12 protein-coding genes are annotated in these 18,512 nt (G+C 71.1%); 8 read left to right on the top strand and 4 right to left on the bottom strand.

The features are described from left to right. Positions 1–18: 18 nt before the first annotated feature. The 7 genes from ASD84_RS01105 (at position 19) to ASD84_RS01080 (ending at position 10,872) form a co-directional block, all read left to right on the top strand. A complete protein-coding gene (locus ASD84_RS01105; RefSeq protein WP_082573084.1) occupies positions 19–4,086 on the top strand; it encodes an alpha-(1->3)-arabinofuranosyltransferase domain-containing protein in 4,068 nt (1,355 codons plus the stop codon). Then, a complete protein-coding gene (locus ASD84_RS01100; RefSeq protein ID WP_156391517.1) occupies positions 4,083–5,870 on the top strand; it encodes a hypothetical protein in 1,788 nt (595 codons plus the stop codon). Before ASD84_RS01105 ends, ASD84_RS01100 begins: the two co-directional genes overlap by 4 nt. 8 nt (positions 5,871–5,878) lie before the next feature. Further along, positions 5,879–7,579, top strand: coding sequence for a hypothetical protein (locus tag ASD84_RS01095; protein WP_056705869.1), 1,701 nt, complete (start codon positions 5,879–5,881; stop codon positions 7,577–7,579). Positions 7,580–7,630: 51 nt separating this feature from the next. Next, positions 7,631–7,762 carry a hypothetical protein gene (locus ASD84_RS25955; protein WP_268788452.1) on the top strand — a complete coding sequence of 44 codons (132 nt, stop codon included), beginning with the start codon at positions 7,631–7,633 and terminating at the stop codon, positions 7,760–7,762. A gap of 93 nt (positions 7,763–7,855) precedes the next feature. Then, a complete protein-coding gene (locus ASD84_RS01090) occupies positions 7,856–8,665 on the top strand; it encodes a dolichyl-phosphate beta-glucosyltransferase (RefSeq protein WP_056705864.1) in 810 nt (269 codons plus the stop codon). Beyond that, positions 8,662–9,888: a glycosyltransferase family 4 protein gene (locus tag ASD84_RS01085; protein ID WP_056705860.1), complete on the top strand. Its 1,227-nt coding sequence runs from the start codon at positions 8,662–8,664 to the stop codon at positions 9,886–9,888. Before ASD84_RS01090 ends, ASD84_RS01085 begins: the two co-directional genes overlap by 4 nt. Before the next feature lie 12 nt (positions 9,889–9,900). Continuing rightward, a complete protein-coding gene (locus ASD84_RS01080; RefSeq protein WP_056705857.1) occupies positions 9,901–10,872 on the top strand; it encodes a DUF3068 domain-containing protein in 972 nt (323 codons plus the stop codon). Here the strand turns inward: ASD84_RS01080 and ASD84_RS01075 are convergent. The 4 genes from ASD84_RS01075 to ASD84_RS01060 all read right to left on the bottom strand — a co-directional run bounded on the left by ASD84_RS01075 (position 10,866) and on the right by ASD84_RS01060 (position 16,602). Then, positions 10,866–11,918, bottom strand: a complete 1,053-nt coding sequence (locus tag ASD84_RS01075) for a hypothetical protein (protein ID WP_056705854.1) — start codon at positions 11,916–11,918, stop codon at positions 10,866–10,868. The genes ASD84_RS01080 and ASD84_RS01075 overlap by 7 nt on opposite strands. Continuing rightward, the gene (locus tag ASD84_RS01070) at positions 11,915–12,613 is read right to left on the bottom strand and encodes a class I SAM-dependent methyltransferase (RefSeq protein ID WP_056705851.1); all 699 of its coding nucleotides are present in this window, start codon (positions 12,611–12,613) and stop codon (positions 11,915–11,917) included. The genes ASD84_RS01075 and ASD84_RS01070 overlap by 4 nt, the downstream gene beginning before the upstream one ends. Before the next feature lie 35 nt (positions 12,614–12,648). After that, entirely contained in the window at positions 12,649–15,666 is a 3,018-nt protein-coding gene (locus ASD84_RS01065; protein ID WP_056705847.1) for a binary toxin-like calcium binding domain-containing protein, read from the bottom strand. A 108-nt stretch (positions 15,667–15,774) separates the two neighbouring features. Further along, positions 15,775–16,602: a class I SAM-dependent methyltransferase gene (locus ASD84_RS01060; RefSeq protein ID WP_056705844.1), complete on the bottom strand. Its 828-nt coding sequence runs from the start codon at positions 16,600–16,602 to the stop codon at positions 15,775–15,777. Between the two features lie 147 nt (positions 16,603–16,749). Here ASD84_RS01060 and rpsA point away from each other — a divergent pair, with 147 nt between their 5' ends. Beyond that, positions 16,750–18,240 (top strand): 30S ribosomal protein S1, encoded by a 1,491-nt coding sequence (rpsA, locus tag ASD84_RS01055; RefSeq protein ID WP_056705841.1) that lies wholly within the window; start codon positions 16,750–16,752, stop codon positions 18,238–18,240. The last annotated feature ends 272 nt before the right edge of the window (positions 18,241–18,512 follow it).

Here is an 18,512-nt window from a genome sequence, read left to right as displayed (position 1 = left end):
CGCCACGGAGGAGGTGGGATGAGGGAGAGGCCGGAACAGTCGGTCAGGGGAGCCGCTGTGGTGAGCGTGCTCTATGTCGTCATCACCTTCTTCATGCTGCTGCAGCAGCCCGGTTCGACGACCTACGACACCCGGGCCGAGCTGACCCAGCGCCCGGGCGACTTCCTGTCCGGTGCGTTCACGTTGTGGCACCCCGAGTCGAACTTCGGCGAGTTCCAGAACCAGGCGTACGGCTACCTCTTCCCGCAGGGCACCTGGTTCGTGCTCACCGACCTGCTCGGCATGCCTGACTGGATCAGCCAGCGGCTCTGGTCCGCGCTGATCCTGGTCGTCGCCTGCGAAGGGGCCCGCCGGGTCGCCCGCGCGATCGGGATGTCGGACCTGCCGGCACTGCTGGCCGGGACCGTGTTCGCCTTCTCGCCGCGCCTGCTCGGCACGGTCTCCGTCCAGACCGCGGAATCGTTGCCCGGCGCCGTGATGCCCTGGCTGGTGCTGCCCGTGGTGCTCCACCTGCGTGGTCGGCTGGGCCCGTGGCCGACCGCACTGCTCAGCGGCGCTGCCGTCGTCTGCATGGGCGGCGTCAACGCCGTCGAGACGGCCGCATGCCTGCCCCTGGCCGTGATCCTGGTCCTGTGGGGCCTCCGCCACGGGCTGACCGGCCGACGCTTCGTGGTCGGGTGGTTCGCTGCCGTCGGTGCTGCGTGCCTGTGGTGGGCGCTGCCCCTGTTGCTGCTGGCGCGCTACACCCCACCGTTCTACGAGTACGTCGAGAGCGCTGGCGACACCACCTCGCTCATCGGGTGGTCCGAGGCGGCCCGCGGTGACTCCTCGTGGCTCGGCTACCTGTTGTCCGGGGGCCAGCCGTGGTGGCCGGCCCTGTACCGGCTGACGACCGAGCCGTTGCTGATCGTCGTGGCGGCCGTCGTCGCAGCCATCGGGCTCGCCGGACTGACCCAGGTGCGTGGCGACATCAGGCGCCCACTGATGTTCGCGGCGGTGCTCGGACTCGCCTGCATCACGGTCGCCCACGGAGGCGTTGCGGGCGCGCCGTCGGCGGAGCTGATGCGGTCCCTGCTCGACGGCTCGCTCCAGATCTTCCGCAACGTCCACAAGATCGATCCGCTCGTCCGACTCCCGTTGGCGCTCGGCTTCGGCTGCGCCGCCGCGTGGGGTGTCGAGCGGCTGGTTGCCTGGCGGCCCCGACTCGAGCCGGCGCGTGGCCCCTTGCTGCTCTCCCCGTTGCTCCTCGTCGTGGTGCTCGGCCAGCCCTACCTCGCCAATGACACGCGAACGCCTGGTTGGGACGCGATCTCCACGCCCTGGCAGCAGGCGCGCCACTTCCTCAGGGACGAGGACTCGAACGAGGTGGGTCCCGCCAGTCGGGCACTCGTCGTGCCCGGATCGAGCTTCGCCCTGCAGGACTGGGGCTGGACGATCGACGAGCCGCTGGTGGTCCTCGGCGGCACGAGCACCGTGACCCGGAGCCAGGTCCCGCTGATCCCGGGCGAGTCGATCCGTTACCTCTCCGCGCTCGACCAGGTCATCGTCACGGGCCGGGCGACGGAGGCGCTGGTCGGGCAGCTGGCGCGTGCCGGGATCCGGTACGTCGTACTGCGCCGCGACCTGCTGCGGACGAACACCCGCTCACCGCACCCCGGCGGTGCCGCGGTCTCGCTCGCCAGGGCCGGCCTCGAGCGGGTCGCGGGCTTCGGCAGTGCAGGCAGCGGTGAGTCGGCCGTCGAGGTCTTCGAGGTGCCCGAACACCTCCCGGCCGTGCGGGCGGTCCCGACGAATGACGTCGCGACGGTCCGCGGCGCGCCCGAGAGCGTGCTCGGACTGCAGGCTGCCGGGCTCGTCAACCCCCGGCGCCCGACGGTGCTGGAGGGCGAGCCGGGGTGGGAGGCTCCCGCCAACGTGGTGACGGACAGCAACCAGCTCCGGGAGCGGGCGTTCGGGAACAACGACGAGGGCATCTCGGCCCTGATGACGCAGGACGAGCCCTGGCGCCTCGTCCGGGCCGTCCACGACTTCCCGGCGGGGCCGGGGCGCGACCGGGTCGTCGCGAAGTACGACGGCCTCAGGTCCGTCATCGCGTCGACCTCCCAGGGGTACGCCGACAACTACGGCCCCGTGACGCTCCAGTCGGCGCCGTACGCCGCGATCGACGGCAATCTGGACACGCAGTGGGTGAGCTCGATCGTCGGCGCAGCGGACGAACAGTGGCTGCGCCTCCGGTTCGACGCTCCGCGAGCGGTACGACGGGTGACGGTCACGCCGGTCGCCGATGACCCCCAGATCGTTCCGATCCGCACGATCGAGGTGATCGCCGGCGACCAGCGGGTGCGCGCCGAGGTGCCGCCGAGCGGGCAGCCGGTGGTGGTCGACCTGGACGACAGCGTGGTGGCCGATGTCGAGGTCCGCGTCGTTGAGGCTGCGACGGATGCGCGCTCCGCCCGCGTCGGGCTGCGCGAGGTCGAGGTCGACGGACTCCGTCCCCACCGTACGGCGGTGCTGCCGCGGTCGGCGTCGTACGGCGCTCCGCTGCAGTTCGCGGTGACGCCCGGACGGCGGGCCTGCAACATCGCGCTCACCGCGCCGGACTGCGACGTCGCGCGGGTGCGAACGGCTGAGGAGGAGGGCGGTCTGGACCGGACGTTCGCCACCGATGCCCGTCAGCAGGTGCGCCTGTCCGGGCACGTGGTGGCGCGTGGGACTCCGGAAGCGGCGCGTCTGCTCGACCCGCTCGAGCGGGCGCTGTCGGTCACGGCGACGTCCGCCTTCGGCCAGGACCCCAGGGTCGCCGGGCGATTCGCCTACGACGGTCAACCCACCACGGCGTGGGTGTCCGACGACACCGACCTCTATCCGACCCTGGTGTTCGAGTGGCCCGAACCCCGCACGATCACCGGTCTCGCGGTGCGGACGGGCGGCACCAGCCACGCCCCCGTGGCTGCGGTCGTCGGGACCGGCGACGCCGAGCAACGGGTGTCGCTGGGCAACGACGACTTCGTCGCGATCGAGCCCGTGCGCACGCGCAGGCTCCAGGTGCGCTTCGAGAAGGCCCCGGGATCCGGGCACGTCGTGGTGCCCGAGATCCAGCTGCGAGGCGCTGACGTCACCCGGCCCTTCTTCGCCCAGACATCGACCGGAGCGGTCTGCGGCTTCGGTCCGACGCTTCGGGTCGACGGACGGGACCTCCCCACGCGCGTCTCCGGGACCATGGCCGACATCGTGAACGGCACTCCGCTCTCGTTCGAGGCCTGCGACGTCGACGACCCGGATGGGGTGGACGGCGACTCGCCCACCGTGAACCTGACCGCGGGTGAGCACCGGCTGGTCGCGACGCCCAATGCCGAATTCGAGATGCTCGACCTCGCCCTGGTCCCCGAACAGGCGAAGAGTGCGTCGGCCGCCACCCGGCGGGTGCGGATCGAGCAGTGGGGGAGCAGCGAGCGCACTCTCTCGGTCGCCGGTGGCCCGGAGTCCCTGCTGTACCTCCCGGAGAACTTCAACACGGGCTGGCGTGCCGAGGTCGACGGACGCGCGCTGACTCCGATGCACGTGGACGGCTGGCAGCAGGGCTGGTTGCTGCCTGCCGGCGACGAGACGACCGTCCAGCTGCGCTACACCCCCGAGCGGGCCTACGACGTCGTCCTCCCGGTCGGGCTCGCGGTGAGCGGGCTCCTGCTGATCGGCGGCTTCGTCAGCCTGCTCCTGCTGCTGTTCGGTCGCCGCGGCCGCGACGTCGCCCCGGAGCCACTCGAGTGGCCGGCCACGGGCCCGCCCGGCCGCACCTGGGCGATCGCGGCGCTCGTCCTGACCCTGCTGTTCCTGGGGCCGGTCGCCGCGCTCGGTCTCGCAGCGGGGTGCCTGCTGCCCCGCCGGCAGCTGACCGCGACCTGCGCTGCAGTGCTCCTCATCGGCTCGGGCACGCTGGACGCGCTGGACGGTCCCGCGTTCGTCGCGGGCGCCGCCGACCTGTGCGCAGCGCTGGCCGTCGGGGTGCTGGCCGGCGTCGTGCTCGACGCACCGGTCCGGCCGCCCCGCGAACAACGCACCGGGCGACGCAGGGCGGTGGCCACATGAGCCCGCGCTGGGCCGCATGGCGCGGCGCGCAGGGCATGGTCGCCGTCGGCGTCATCGGGGTGACCCTCGTGGTGCGGGCCGTCCTGCTCTCCGGCTCGTACTTCAACCAGGACGACTTCTACATGACCGGGCGGGCGGCCGAGTCCGACCTGACCTGGGAGTACCTCTTCCGCGACTTCGCCGGCCACGTCAATCCGCTGCAGCAGCTCACCCTGTGGCTGGTCGCCCACGGGACGCCGTACGACTGGCCCGTGTTGGCGATCGGGATCCTGGTCGTGAACATCACCGCGGTGGTCCTGGTCTGGCTGATCCTCAGCCGGTTGCTGCCCGGTCGGTGGTCACGCGTGGTGCTGCTCGCGATGTTCTCGTGGGCGCCGCTGACCCTGGTCTCCACGCTGTGGTGGAGCGCCTCGATGTTCCTCTGGCCGCACGTGCTGTGCTCGTTGACCGCCGTGTGGTTGCTGGTCCGGTGGAAGCAGGGCGGGCGCGCCGTGCCGCACCTTGCCGGCATCGTGGTGATCACCCTCGTCGCCCTGCTCTGGCACGAGCGGGCGGTGCTGATCCCGCCGCTCCTCTTCGGGGTTGCCGTCGCGCTGGCCGACGAGGTGCGCGGGTGGCGGCGCCTGACCGCGGCGCTGCGGGAGTTCCTCTGGCTGTGGGTCGGCGTGGTGCTCGTCGCGATCGCCTTCCTGGTGGCGCACGCCCGCCTGACCGAGGTCGAGGGAGGCGGCGGCACGCCGGCCCAGCTGCTCGGCGTCACGTGGTCGTTCCTCGGCCAGAACGCAGCGGTGGGACTGACCGGCGGTCCATGGGCGGGGCAGGTCGAGGGCGGCGCCGTACGGCCTGCGACGTGGGTCGTCGTCGTGAGCCTGGCCCTGGTGGTCCTGGTGCTCGTGGCGTTGCTGTGGCGCGGCGGCCCGGCCCGCCGCTGGGCGGTGGCCGTGCTCTTCGGCTACCTCGCCGCCGACACAGCGCTGCTGCTGTCCGGGCGTGCGGCCTTCGGCCCGATCATCGGCCTCGATCCCCGTTACTCCTCCGACATCCTCCATGCGGCCGTCCTGTGCCTGGCTCTCGCTCTGCGGGGCGGACCGGACTGGCTGGGGCTGGGGCTGGGCTGGTCGGGGCTGGGCTGGATCACGCTGCCCCGCCAGCGCGCCGCAGCGGTGACCCTGCTGGTCGGCGGCTACGGCGTCGCGTGCGTCTTCGGTACGGCGGTGCAGGTGCCGCAGTTCCAGAACAAGGCAGACCGGGAGTTCGTCACGAACCTGCGCACGGATCTGGCGCTGGACCCGACCCAGGTGATCTTCGACGAGCTGGCGCCGGCCGAGCTGGTCCTGCCGCTGGTCGGCGACGACTCGCGGTACTCCCACATCTTCGGCCCGTTGCCCGAGCACCCGGCGTTCGATGAGCCGTCACCGCGGATGCGCATCGTCGACGAGGACGGACACCTGGTGCCGCTGGTCTTCGACGGCACGGTGTCGGCACAGCCGGGTCCCGACGCGGACTGCGGGTACGAGGTCGATCGCACCACGGTGCCCGTGCCGTTCCTGCTTCCGGTCGAGGGGCGACTGGCGGTCCGTGTCTCGTACTACTCCGCGAACGAGTCGACCGTCTCCGTCGCGGCCGGGGACTGGCAGGACTCCTTCCTCGCACGACGTGGACCGAACGAGGTGTGGCTGGTCCTCCCGGACCTGCCGGGCCTGGTCAGCGCCGTGGACCTCAGCAATGACGGGCGCGCCACGGTGTGCGTGACCGGCATCGACGTCGGTCTCCCGAAGCGGTGAGCCGGGTGATGACCGAGCGCCGCCGCGACCTGGCCCTCGACCTGGCCTGCGCCGCTGCCGTCACCGTCCTGGTGCTCGGCCCGTTGCTGGCCGGACGCGGTTTCTGGCTGGTCGGGGACATGGTGTTCGTGCCGCAGCAGCCCTGGAAGGCGGCGTGGCTCGGCCTGGACGGGGCGCTGCCGCGGGCGGTGCCGATGGATGCCCTGATCTCGCTGGCGACGCAGGTCGTGCCGGGCGACTTCGTGCAGAAGGCGTTGCTCGTCGGGGGATTCCTCGCCGGTGGGCTGGGGGTCGCACGGTTGGTGGCACATCAGGCGTCGTTCGCGCGCGCCGCGGCGATCACCCTGTTCTGCTGGAATCCGTGGGTCTACGAACGCCTCCTGATCGGGCAGTGGGCGATCCTGCTCGGCTACTTCCTGCTGCCGTGGGTCGCGCTGGCCGCCGTACGTCTGCGCCGCGGTGGGCCGGGGGACTGGGCACCTGCTGCCGCCGCGCTGGTCCTCTCGGCGATCTGCAGCCCCTCCAGCGGTGTCATGGCCGCGGGCGTCCTGCTGGTCCTCGGCCTGGGACGGGACCGACGCGGATGGTGGCGCGCCACGGCCATCGCGGTGGTGGCCAACCTGACCTGGGCGATCCCGGCGCTGACCGCCGATGCGGCACGGGTGACGACCGACGGCGTCTTCGCGGCGTTCGCGGCGCGGGCCGAGTCCGGAGCCGGTGTCGTGGCGAGCGTCCTGTCCCTCGGCGGCATCTGGAAGACCTCGATCCTGCCGGGGGAGCGCACCAGCGCTCTGCTCGTGCTCCTGGCCTGTCTGCTCTCACTGGCAGCCCTGGCCGGACTCTGGCGGATGGGCGCGGACCGGTCCAGGTGGTTGCTGATCGCCGGCCTGTCCCTGGCCCTCGCGTTGGCTCCGGCGATCCCGGGTGGCGCCGACCTCCTGGAGTCCGTCGGCGCACGGCTCCCCGGTCTGGCGTTGTTGCGCGACTCCCACCGTTACCTCGCGCCGTTCGGCCTGGCGCTGGCCGTCGGCATCGCGTACGCCGTGACGGCGGTTCGTGCGCGGATCCGGTCCGGCACGCAGGCGCTGTGGAGCGCGGTTGCGTTGCTCGTGGTGGCTCCGTTGCTGCTGCTGCCGAGCCTGGCGTGGGGTGCCGCAGGGGAGCTGGAGCGGTCGTCGTACCCGCAGGCGTGGACCGACGTCGCCGCGCTGATCGACGCCGACGAGACCACCGTGGTGCTGCCCTGGGCGGGTTCCTACCGTGGATTCGACTGGAGCCATCGGCGCGCGGTGCTCGATCCCGCACCGCGTCTACTGCCCGGGCTGGTGCTCGTCGACGACACCGTGCGACTCGAGGGACGTGACGTGCCGGCAGAGGACCCCCGGGTCGGCGCGGTCGCGGAGGCCCTCGAGCAGGACGACCCCGCCGCAGCACTGAGGGACCTCGGGGTCCGGTGGGTACTGGTCGAGCAGGGGATGGGCGAGGTCACTGCGCCCATGGGCAAGTCCGTGTACGACGCGTCGGGCCTCGAGCTGATCGACTTGTCAGATCCGGGACCGGCCGCCGAGAGATCCCGGGCGGCATGGCCCGAAATGACTACGACGCGGGAGATCCTCGTGGCGATCGGCCACTTGTTGGCGTTTCTTTTGCTTTTGGTCGGGGTCGCCGTGATACTTCAGCCAGGGAGTAACGGGCGTCACACAACATGATGGTCATGGGGAGTGGACGCTCTGTGCCGGTCTTTGGGAGGGGATCAGCGCATGAACACGATTATCGCAACTGTCATCGGGGCACTCGCCTCGACCGCCGTCCTCGTCGGTGGCGTCAACGCCGCCCAGGGTGAGCACAAGCCTGTCAGCAACGAGAAGCTCTACAGCTACTCGGACCAGTAGGTCCCACGCCGCGTCCAGCCTTCGGCCGACGCGGTTCTCCGCCACACGTCTTCTGGGAGGGGGACGTATGAGCAGACGGCTTGGGAGGGTCCGATGCTGCAGATCGTCATACCGGCGTACAACGAGGAACGTCGCTTGCCGCGTACCCTGCGCGAGCTGCGTCGTCACGTCGGCCAGCACCGCGGGGTGCTCGGTCGGGTAGAAGTGCTCGTCGTTGACAACGCGAGCACCGACCGCACGGCTGAAGTCGCGCGCGATGCCGACTCCGCCGCGCTGCCGGTGCGCGTGGTGCGTTGCGACCGTCGCGGCAAGGGCGCTGCCGTCCGCGCCGGACTGCTCGCGACCGACGCCGACCTGGTGTGCTTCATGGACGCCGACGGGGCCACCGGCCTCGAGGCGATCGAGGACGCCTGGCGGCGCGTGCTGCAAGGCGCCGACGTCGTGATCGGCTCGCGAGGCATGGCCGAGAGCGAGACCGAGGCCCGGCACTGCCGCACCCGGTCGACCGGCGCTGCCGCCTACCGTCGTCTCGCGGGTCGACTGACCCCCGGGATCCTCGACACCCAGTGTGGCTTCAAGTTCTTCCGGGGCGATGTGGTTCGTGGTGTCATCGGCGCCATGCGAACCCCAGGCTTCTCCTTCGACGTCGAGCTCCTCGTCCTCCTCCGTGCCGCGGGCGCGCAGGTCGAGGAGATGCCGGTGACCTGGGTCGACGTCCCCGGTTCCACGTTCGTTCCCGCGCGCCACGGCGCCGCGGCCTTCGCAGAGCTCGCGCGGATCGCCTGGCGCCACCGCGAGCTCGTGCGTCCGGTACCCGGCAGGGTGGCGGTCGTCGGAGTGCGGTCCCCCATGCCGCTCCCGGCTTCTGCTGCCCTGTCGGCCGGGTCCTGGAGCGCCCGATGACCAGCGCGACCGCCCTCGAGGGCAAGCGCGTGGTGGTCGTCAACTGGCGCGACCTCGACCACTCCCAGTCGGGCGGCGCCGAGATCTACGCCTGGCAGTACGCCCGCGCACTGCAGGAGGGTGGCGCCCAGGTCCGGTTCGTGACGGGGCGCGACGAGGGCCAGTCGGCCCACGAGACGCGCGACGGCATCGCGATCCACCGGGGCGGTGGCGTGATCGGGTTCAACCTGTTCGCGCTGCTGTGGCTGCTGCGACACCGGGGCGGCATCGACGCGGTCATCGACCCCGCCTGCGGACTGCCGTCCTACTCGCCGCTGGTGCTGCGCCGCAGGACCCCGGCCTTCCTGATCGTGCACCACGTGCACCAGGCCCAGTTCGCCGTGCACTTCCCGGCTCCGGTCGCCGCGTTCGGCCGCTGGATGGAGCGCGTGGCCATGCGCCGCGTCTACCGCCGGCAGCTGACGGCTGCGGTCTCGGAGTCGACGGCGACCGAGATGCGCAACCAGCTCGGCTGGACCGGCGACATCCGGATCCTCGAGAACGGCGCCGACCTGCCGCCGTACGACGCCGAGGACGCCGTGCACAAGGACGCCGACCGGATCGTGGTGCTCGGCCGACTGGTCGCGCACAAGCGGGTCGACCTGGTTCTCGACGCCGTCGCGGAACTGCGCTCCCGGCCCGCCTTTGCCGACCGCGACCTGCACGTCGACGTGATCGGCCACGGTCCCGACAGCGAGCGCCTCGTTGCCCATGCCGCCACGCTCGGCCTCGCCGACCGCGTCGTCTTCCACGGCTACGTCTCGAGGGCGGAGAAGGACGACCTGCTGTCACGGGCCGCCGTGCACGTCTGCGGCTCCGACGCCGAGGGCTGGGGCCAGGCCGTCATCGACGCCGCCGCTTCGGGTGTACCTACCGTCGCCCGCGACGTGCCCGGACTGCGCGACTCGATCCGCGACGGCGAGAGCGGGTGGCTGGTGCCCGACTCCAGTGACGCCGGCGTCGTCTCCGGCCGGCTCGCCGCGGCGCTGAGCGACGCGCTCGTCGAGGCCGCTCGTCCTTCCGCCCGGGTCCTCCGTGCGGCTGCCTGCCTCGAGTGGGCCCACCAGTTCGACTGGCCGCAGATGCGCAGCAACGCGCGCGACCTGACCACCGAAATGCTCCTCGGGCGCGCTCCTGCGCTGCCCGACTGTCACAACCCACGCGATTCTCGCGTGGCCGTCTGAGAGGTCCATGCCATGCGCAAGCTTGCGTCCGTATCCGTTGGGGTCGGGGTGTTCATGATCGTCGCCGCGGTTCTGGTCCGCTTCTACGCGTACCCGACCCTGGCCACCGTCCCGGCCACCTACGACGGCGTCACGGAGCTCGAGTCCTCCGGCGCCCAGATCTTCAACTCGGATCCCGAGGTGCTCAAGACCGAGACCTGGGACCTGGACATCTCGGCGTTCACCATCGCTGACAGCGGCGCCAAGCAGCCCGACGGCGTCGCGACGTGGGTCAGCTCGACGACGGTCAGGCGGTCGGACAACACCGTCTTCCAGCAGACGCGGGAGCGGGCACCGTTCGACGCCGTCAGCGGCGCCGCGGTCACCTGCACCGCCTGCGGATCGTGGGAAGAGGTCGCCGAGGGCGACCGGGTCGACGTCACCCGCAAGGGTCAGGTCTTCAAGTTCCCCTTCGCCACCGAGAAGCGTTCCTACAACGTCTGGGACGGCACTGTCGGCGAGGCCACCAAGGCGACCTTCGAGGGTGAGGAGACGATCCAGGGCCTCACCGTCTACAAGTTCGTGCAGCGGATCGAGCCGCAGGTCGTCGAGACCCGCGAGGTCCCGGGCAAGGTGTTCGGCTCGAGCGAGGCCGCTGTCGACGCCGAGATGTGGTACGGCATGACCCGCACCTTCTACGTCGAGCCGCAGACCGGTTCGCCGGTCGACCGGGTCGAGGAGCGCGTCCAGGAGCTGCGGTACGACGGCGTGTCCGTGCCCGCCTTCACCGGAACGGTCCAGTACACCGACGCGCAGGTGAAGAAGTCGGTCGACGACACCAAGTCCAACGCGTCCGTGCTCGGCGGCATGCGGGTCGCGTTCCCGGTCCTGCTCCTGCTGCTCGGCGTCGCGTTCGTCGCCGGTGGACTGTTCCTCTCGCGCAGGTCGCACCGTCCGCTCCACACGGACGTCAACGAGAAGCCGCTCGTCGGAGCCGGTCACTGACCGTCCGACGCACCTGACTCCTCTCTGAGGAGGGAGATGATGGCCTCGAGCAATTGCTCGAGGCCATCGTCATTCCACGACGCTGCGCGGGCGCGCAGGGTCAGCACCGTGTCGCCGCGAAGGCCGACCGCGCCGAGGGAGATGCCGCTGCCGCCGGCCGTCACCGGGTGGAAGACCAGCCGGTCGACGTGGGGCGCGGTGACCTCACCGAGGTGCGAGACCAGCAGGGTCGAACCCAGCCGGGGCGCCAGCAGCCGCAGGCCGGTCCTGGTCGCACGTGCGGTCAGCGGCGTCCAGGGGCGCGGCTCGGTCGAGACCGGCGGGGTCTGCACCGGTGCCTGCGCAAGCGCTGCGGCGATCCCGTCGGTGTCGAGGCGCTCGACGTCGCGCAGGCGCAGCAGGACGCTGTGGTCGCCGATCGCTCCGCCGCCCTTCTGCTCGCGAACGGCGCCGACGGCCACCGCGACGTGCCGCGCGGCGCGCCCCCGCGCTGCTTCGTGGTCGACCACCGCCCGGGCCGCTGCGGCGACGATTGCGGCGGTGCGGTGGCTGCCGCGCACGGTGCTCTCGACCAGGACGTCGCCCGCTTCGGGCACCGGGCCGGACGGGGGAGTGACTGCGGCAGGCGGGCGGAAGGCGACTTCGCCGAGGCGACGGCCGACGGTACGCGCGACGCCGCCGGTCGTCGTACGGTCTCCGACGCCGCGGGCGGCCGAGGTGACGGGGGCGAGTCCGAGGCGACCGAGGACCGTCAGCAGGCTGAGCCCGTCGACCGCGCTGTGATGGGCCGACAGCACCAGGTGGCGGCCCGAGACGCCGACCAGCAGGGGCTCGGCGTGGGGTGCCAGCAGGGCTGCCTGCAGCCGGTCGAGCGAGTCGTCGGCCCGGGGAGCGGGGAGGGCCGGCCACCGCTGGTCGGACGCGAGCTTGGCGAGGTGCACGGTGAGGGCAGCGGGATCCGCAGGTGCGGGGAGCTCGGCGGTCAGCAGGATCCGCCACCCGATGCGGGGGTCGGCCACCCAGGCCGGCCGATTCGAGTCGTTCACGGCTTGCGGGCGACGACCACGAGGCTCACGCCCGGCAGGCGGCGCACCGGCAGCACTCGCTCGAGGCCGACGGCGGCGCGGAGCCCGGCGTTGAGCACCGGGTGCACCGCTTCCATCTCGCTCTCGGACTCCTGGCGACTGCGGCGCCGGGCCTTCACGACCGGCCGGAGCAGCACGTTCCACGAACGCAGGTCCTCGATCACGAGCCCGGCTCCGATGATCCGCTCGGCGAGCTCGTCGCGTTCGTAGCGACGGACGTGGCCCAGGGCCACGTCGTGGCCGCTCCACAACGCCATGCCGGCGGGTACGGCGATCAACGCTCGTCCGCCCGGCCGCAGCACCCGGAACGTCTCCGCGGCCACGGCGACGTCGTCGTCGATGTGCTCCCAGGCGTCCGTTGACATCACCAGGTCCACCGACGCATCAGCGACGGGGAGCCGGCGACCATCACCGCGTACGACGGGGATGCCGCGCGACGCGGCGATCTCGGCGCCGGTGTCGGTGTACTCGACACCGATGGCCTTCCAGCCGAGCTCGCGGAGCACGACCGTGTTGCCGCCCATGCCACACCCGACGTCGACCGCCCGGCCAGCCGGCCAGTCCTTGACCGTACGACGGACCAGGGCCCGGCGCGCGGCGTACCACCAGTGCCGTCGCTCGAGCGCGGCGGACTTGGCGATCTCCTCGGCATCCACGCGCCGAGCCTAGTGGCTGCTCCGTGCCGCTCCAGTCACCTGTGGCGGGAGGGATCCGTGCGGTTCTTCACCTCGGCGCCGTCGCGTCCGCCGCCCCAGTCGGTGTCGGCGCGCGTCGGGTCGGACTTGCGCTTCTTGAACCTCCAGTTGGCGCTTCCGGTGACCTCCTGCTTGTCGGTCAGGCCGTCGCCGTCGGTGTCCTTCTTGGTCGGGTTCGTCTTGCGGGTCGTGATCGTGTACTTCCCGCCGTTGGCCTTCGAGCGGACGATCACCTGGTTGATGGCGATGCCCACGACCTCGCGGGCATCGGTCAGCCCGTCCCGGTCGGTGTCCTTGGAACAGGGGTTGGTCCTGACCAGGCCGATGGACTTGCCGTTGCGCGGCCGACCGGCGTTCGTGAAGTAGGTCTGCCGGATGGTCATGCCGATGACTTCCTTGCCGTCGGACAGGGTGTCGCCGTCGGTGTCGGCACGCAGGGGGTTGGTGTGCCCGGTGGTGCAGCCGGTCGGACCGGCCAGCTCCCGCTGGTCGCTGAGCCCGTCGCGGTCGGTGTCGGCGCGCAGCGGGTTGGTCCCCGCGGCCTTCTCGGCACCGTCGTTGAGGCCGTCGTTGTCCGAGTCGCTGTCGGTGGGGAACGTGCCGTCCGTGATCTCCTGGCCGTCCTGCACACCGTCGTTGTCGGTGTCGTTGTCCTTCGGGTCGGTGCCGTGGGTGTTGACCTCGGCGCCGTCGCTGAGGCCGTCGTTGTCGGTGTCGGAGTCGTCGGGGTCGGTGCCGAGCGTCGTCTCCTCGTCGTTGGTCAGCCCGTCGCCGTCGCGGTCGTTGCTCGGTACGTCGTCCGCCGGGTCGTCCACCGGGTTCGTGCCGTTGGCGACCTCGGCGCCGTCGGTGACGCCACCGTCGTCGGTGTCGGGGTCGAGCGGGTCGGTCTCGTGGGTGTTGACCTCGGCGCCGTCGCTCAGGCCGTCGTTGTCGGTGTCGGCATCGGCAGGATCGGTGCCTGCGGCGTCCTCCTCGACGTCGGTGAGGCCGTCACCATCGGTGTCGCCGGTGGCGGCGAGGTCGTCGCCCGGGGTGCCGACGGGGTTGGTGCCGTTCGCGACCTCGGCCCCGTCATTGACGCCACCGTTGTCGGTGTCGGCATCGAGCGGGTCGGTGTGGTGGGTGTTGACCTCGGCGCCGTCGCTCAGGCCGTCGTTGTCGGTGTCGGCGTCCGCCGGGTCGGTGCCCAGGGTGCCTTCCTCGACGTCGGTGAGCCCGTCGCCGTCGCCGTCGGTGGACGGCAGGTCGTCGGCGGGGTTGTCGACGGGGTTGGTGCCGTTGTCGATCTCGCCGCCGTCGGTCACGCCACCGTCGTCGGTGTCGGGGTCGAGCGGGTCGGTCTCGTGGGTGTTGACCTCTGCGCCGTCGCTCAGGCCGTCGTTGTCGGTGTCGGCGTCGGTCGGGTCGGTGCCGGTTCCGGTGTCAGGTCCGCCGTCGTCGGTGTCGACCTCGACGCCGTCGTCGAGGCCGTCGTCGTCGGAGTCAGCGTCCGCCGGGTCGGTGCCCAGGGCGTCCTCCTCGGCGTCGGTGAGGCCGTCGAGGTCGCGGTCGTCGTCATCGGCCGGGTTGTCGACGGGGTTGGTGCCGTTGTCCACCTCGGTGCCGTCGTTGACGCCACCGTCGTCGGTGTCGGCGTCGTTGGGGTCGGTTCCGGTTCCGGTGTCGGGTCCACCGGCGTCGGTGTCGAGCTCCTCGCCGTCGGTCAGGCCGTCGTCGTCGCTGTCGGCATCGTTGGGATCGGTTCCGGTTCCGGTGTCGGGTCCACCGGCGTCGGCGTCGAGCTCGGCGCCGTCGGTCAGGCCGTCGTCGTCGGAGTCGGCGTCCAGGGGGTCGGTGCTGTGGGTGTTGACCTCGGCGCCGTCCTCGAGGCCGTCGTCGTCGCTGTCGGTGTCGTTCGGGTCGGTGCCGAGGGCGTCCTCCTCGTCGTCGGTGAGGCCATCACCGTCGGTGTCGTCGAGGGCGTCGCACTCGACGCCGCCAGCGGGTGCGAGGGCCTGGGACTCCATCGGCGCGACGCCGAGGTCGAGGTCGGCCAGCGGGATCCCGCCCAGGATGGGCAGCGCGTCGAGGTCGACGGTGATCCGCAGGACCGCGGCCAGGCTGCCGTGCGCGGTGGCGCCCGCGTCCTGGTCGAAGGTGCTGAGGAGCTCGATGTGGATGCCCGCCGACGCCAGACCGGCCACGTTGAGGGTCCGGTCGATGGTCTGGTTCGGCTCGTCGTTGAGGGCGATCACGTCGCCGCCGATGGTCACGTTGACGGCCGGCGGGACGAAGGTGGTGGTGCCGGTCGTGCCGTCGGACGTCGAGGTCATCACGATCGGGTCGGCGAGGTGGACCTGGACCAGGTTGCCGAGCAGCCCGATGTCGCCCACGGTCGTCTCGGTGACCGTCTGGACGGCCGAGGTGCCGTCGCTCTCGGGATCGACCAGCTGGGTCGTCGAGGTGGACTGGCTCGCGTCGAGGGTGGCGACGTCGAGACCGAGCACACCCACCGACAGCAGGCTGAGGCTGGCCAGGCTGGTGTCGGCCTTCGACAGAACTCGAACGCCGCCGGCGAGGGCCGGGCACTCGGTGCCGGAGACGAATCCGGCCTCGGCGTAGGTGTCGAGCAGGCCCAGGTCGAGGACCGGGGGCAGGGCGACAGGCGGCAGCGGCCCGTCGTCGTCGATCGCGGCCGGGGGAGAGGTGGCCGTGGACCCGGCGACCGGGAGGCTCAGGCCCGGGAGCGCGACCCCGATGTTGGTCGACGTGGCGGTCGCGTTGTTGCTCACGGCGGCACTGTTCGCGGTGCTGGCGGAGCGACCGACCCGCAGGTCAGCGAGCGGCGTACCGATCACCCCGGTGGTCACCGAGACGATGTCTGCCTGCCCGGAACCCGTGTAGGTCGCCGGCAGCGGGTCGGCGTGGGCCGTGCCCGAGGGGACGGCGACGGCGAGGACTGCCGCGGTGGCCAGGGACGTCCCGGCCAGGGCCGCTGAACGGAGCCGACGGAGGGCGTGGATGGAAGACATGGAGAGTCGCTCCTGACAGCGCGGGACCAGATGAGGCCTTTACTCTCGCAACGTCGTCGGCGTTTGGGACCACTTCGATCCGAAGTCAGGACTAGGTCCTGTGCGCCCTCATCCCGAATGACCAAGGTCGGCGCCGAAGAGCGCCGTTCCCGGCGTCAACGTGCCCCGCACCCGGGACCAGCCACCCCAGAGCCGGTCGTGGTCGGCGGGCCACTCGGGCTCGAGCAGGGTGGTCAGTCGGAAGCCGGTGGCCGCCAGCAGCTGCACCCAGTCGCCGAGGGTCCGGTGGTGTTCGACGTACGACGTCTGGCCGGTCTGGTCGTCGACCTCGACGTAGGGCGTGCGGTCCCAGTAGGACTGGGTCGCGGTGAGCCCTTCCTCGGTCGGGTCGTCGGGGAACATCCACCGGGTCGGGTGGGTGATCGAGAACGCGAACCGGCCGCCCGGACGCAGGACCCGGGCCGTTTCGGCGACAGCGGTGTCGATGTCGGCCACGAACTGCAGCGCACCGAAGGACGAGAACACGACGTCGAAGCTGTTGTCCGCGAAGGGGAGGTCGGTCGCCGTACCCAGCACGCTCGGCACGACCACTCCGGTCACCTCGTCGACGCGGCGCGAGTGCTGGAGCTGGCGGTGCGACAGGTCGAGACCGAATGCACGCCCGCCGCGGCTGCGGATCCATCGAGAGCACTGGCCGGCACCGGAGCCGACCTCGAGCACGTCGCGGCCGCTGACCTCGCCCAGGATGCCTGCCTCGGCCTCGGTCAGCCCCTCGGGACCCCACACGAAACCGGCGTCGCCGAGGAACTCCCCGTGGGTGGCCTGGTACTCGTCGGCGTACCGATCCCAGTCGGCGCCATTGGCGCTCCGGGACTCGTGCTCGTCGGCGGGGCGGCGGTGGGCGGTGACGGGCGGGTGGAGCCACTCCTGGTGCACGGGTCGAGGATAGTGCCGCCGGTTGGACGTGCGTGCAGCGCGGCGCGTACCCTTGAATGTCCGCCTCCCGTCGGGAGGTGGTCCCGTGCCGCCCAGACGGCGCTCACGGCCCAACTACATCTGCCCACCCAAGGACTGTCCCTACTTATGACGAGCACCCTCTCGACCCCGATCTCGAGCCACTACGACGACAACGCGCCCCAGGTCGCGATCAACGACATTGGCTCCGAGGCGGACTTCCTGGCCGCCATTGATCTGACGATCAAGTACTTCAACGACGGCGACATCGTCGACGGCACCATCGTCAAGGTTGACCGCGACGAGGTCCTCCTCGACATCGGCTACAAGACCGAGGGCGTCATCCCCTCGCGCGAGCTGTCGATCAAGCACGACGTTGACCCCTCCGAGGTCGTCAAGGTGGGTGACAAGGTCGAAGCTCTCGTTCTCCAGAAGGAGGACAAGGAGGGTCGCCTGATCCTGTCCAAGAAGCGCGCCCAGTACGAGCGCGCCTGGGGCACGATCGAGGAGATCAAGGAAGCCGACGGCGTCGTCGAGGGCACCGTCATCGAGGTCGTCAAGGGCGGCCTCATCATCGACATCGGCCTGCGCGGCTTCCTGCCCGCCTCGCTGGTGGAGATGCGTCGCGTCCGCGACCTGCAGCCCTACGTGGGTCAGACCCTCGAGGCCAAGATCATCGAGCTCGACAAGAACCGCAACAACGTGGTCCTGTCGCGCCGTGCCTGGCTCGAGCAGACCCAGTCCGAGGTTCGCCACGGCTTCCTCACCCAGCTCCAGAAGGGCCAGATCCGCAAGGGTGTCGTGTCCTCGATCGTCAACTTCGGTGCCTTCGTGGACCTCGGCGGCGTCGACGGCCTCGTCCACGTCTCTGAGCTGTCCTGGAAGCACATCGACCACCCGTCCGAGGTCGTCACCGTGGGCGACGAGGTCACCGTCGAGGTGCTCGACGTCGACATGGAGCGCGAGCGCGTGTCGCTGTCGCTCAAGGCGACGCAGGAAGACCCGTGGCAGCACTTCGCCCGGACCCACCAGATCGGCCAGATCGTGCCCGGCAAGGTCACCAAGCTGGTTCCGTTCGGTTCCTTCGTCCGTGTCGAAGAGGGCATCGAGGGCCTGGTCCACATCTCCGAGCTGGCCGAGCGCCACGTGGAGATCCCGGAGCAGGTCGTCCAGGTCAACGACGACGTCATGGTCAAGATCATCGACATCGACCTCGAGCGTCGCCGGATCTCGCTGTCGCTGAAGCAGGCCAACGAGACCACCGCTGCGGTCGACGTCGAAGAGTTCGACCCGACGCTCTACGGCATGCCTGCCACGTACGACGAGGCCGGCAACTACATCTACCCGGAGGGCTTCGACCCCGAGACGGGCGAATGGCTCGAGGGCTTCGACGACCAGCGCGGCATCTGGGAAGAGCAGTACGCCAAGGCGCACGCTCGCTGGGAGGCGCACGTCAAGCAGCAGGCCGAGGCGAAGGTTGCCGAAGCCGAGGCTGGCGAGGCGACGTCGTACTCCTCCGGTGGCGCTAGTGACGAGCAGGCCGAGGAGACCGGCGGCTCGCTGGCCTCCGACGAGGCCCTGCAGGCGCTTCGCGAGAAGCTCACCGGCGGCGGCGCCTGATCCGTCAGGATCGCGTGTAGACGCATACGCAACGAAGGCCCCTCGACCTCACGGTCGGGGGGCCTTCGGGCTTTTCGGGGGAGTGGCGCGCGCGTCACGCGAACCAGGGGGTCGGAGGGCGGGTGGAGAAGTCGTCGTTGCGAACCCAGAGGATCAGGGACCGCAGGAGCAGGGCCAGGAGGAGGATCAGGAAGAGGTTCATGGCAGTAATCATGCTCCTGGCTGAATCCTGCCACCAGTGGCAGAAAAGCCGGTTTGCGTTGATTTACTGC

The organism is Nocardioides sp. Root682, from assembly GCF_001427795.1.
In the GTDB taxonomy this organism is placed as follows: Bacteria; Actinomycetota; Actinomycetes; order Propionibacteriales; family Nocardioidaceae; genus Nocardioides.
The sequence above is the reverse complement of the archived record's forward strand: the minus strand, read 5'-3'. Positions and strand labels throughout refer to the sequence as shown.

Bases quoted from the DNA above. Each gene is read 5' to 3' on its own strand.
- ASD84_RS01080 (WP_056705857.1), top strand. From the start codon at position 9,901: ATGCGCAAGCTTGCGTCCGTATCCGTTGGGGTCGGGGTGTTCATGATC.
- ASD84_RS01090 (WP_056705864.1), top strand. From the start codon at position 7,856: ATGCTGCAGATCGTCATACCGGCGTACAACGAGGAACGTCGCTTGCCG.
- ASD84_RS25955 (WP_268788452.1), top strand. From the start codon at position 7,631: ATGAACACGATTATCGCAACTGTCATCGGGGCACTCGCCTCGACCGCC.
- ASD84_RS01100 (WP_156391517.1), top strand. From the start codon at position 4,083: ATGAGCCCGCGCTGGGCCGCATGGCGCGGCGCGCAGGGCATGGTCGCC.
- ASD84_RS01085 (WP_056705860.1), top strand. From the start codon at position 8,662: ATGACCAGCGCGACCGCCCTCGAGGGCAAGCGCGTGGTGGTCGTCAAC.
- ASD84_RS01065 (WP_056705847.1), bottom strand. From the start codon at position 15,666: ATGTCTTCCATCCACGCCCTCCGTCGGCTCCGTTCAGCGGCCCTGGCC.
- ASD84_RS01095 (WP_056705869.1), top strand. From the start codon at position 5,879: ATGACCGAGCGCCGCCGCGACCTGGCCCTCGACCTGGCCTGCGCCGCT.
- rpsA (WP_056705841.1), top strand. From the start codon at position 16,750: ATGACGAGCACCCTCTCGACCCCGATCTCGAGCCACTACGACGACAAC.
- ASD84_RS01105 (WP_082573084.1), top strand. From the start codon at position 19: ATGAGGGAGAGGCCGGAACAGTCGGTCAGGGGAGCCGCTGTGGTGAGC.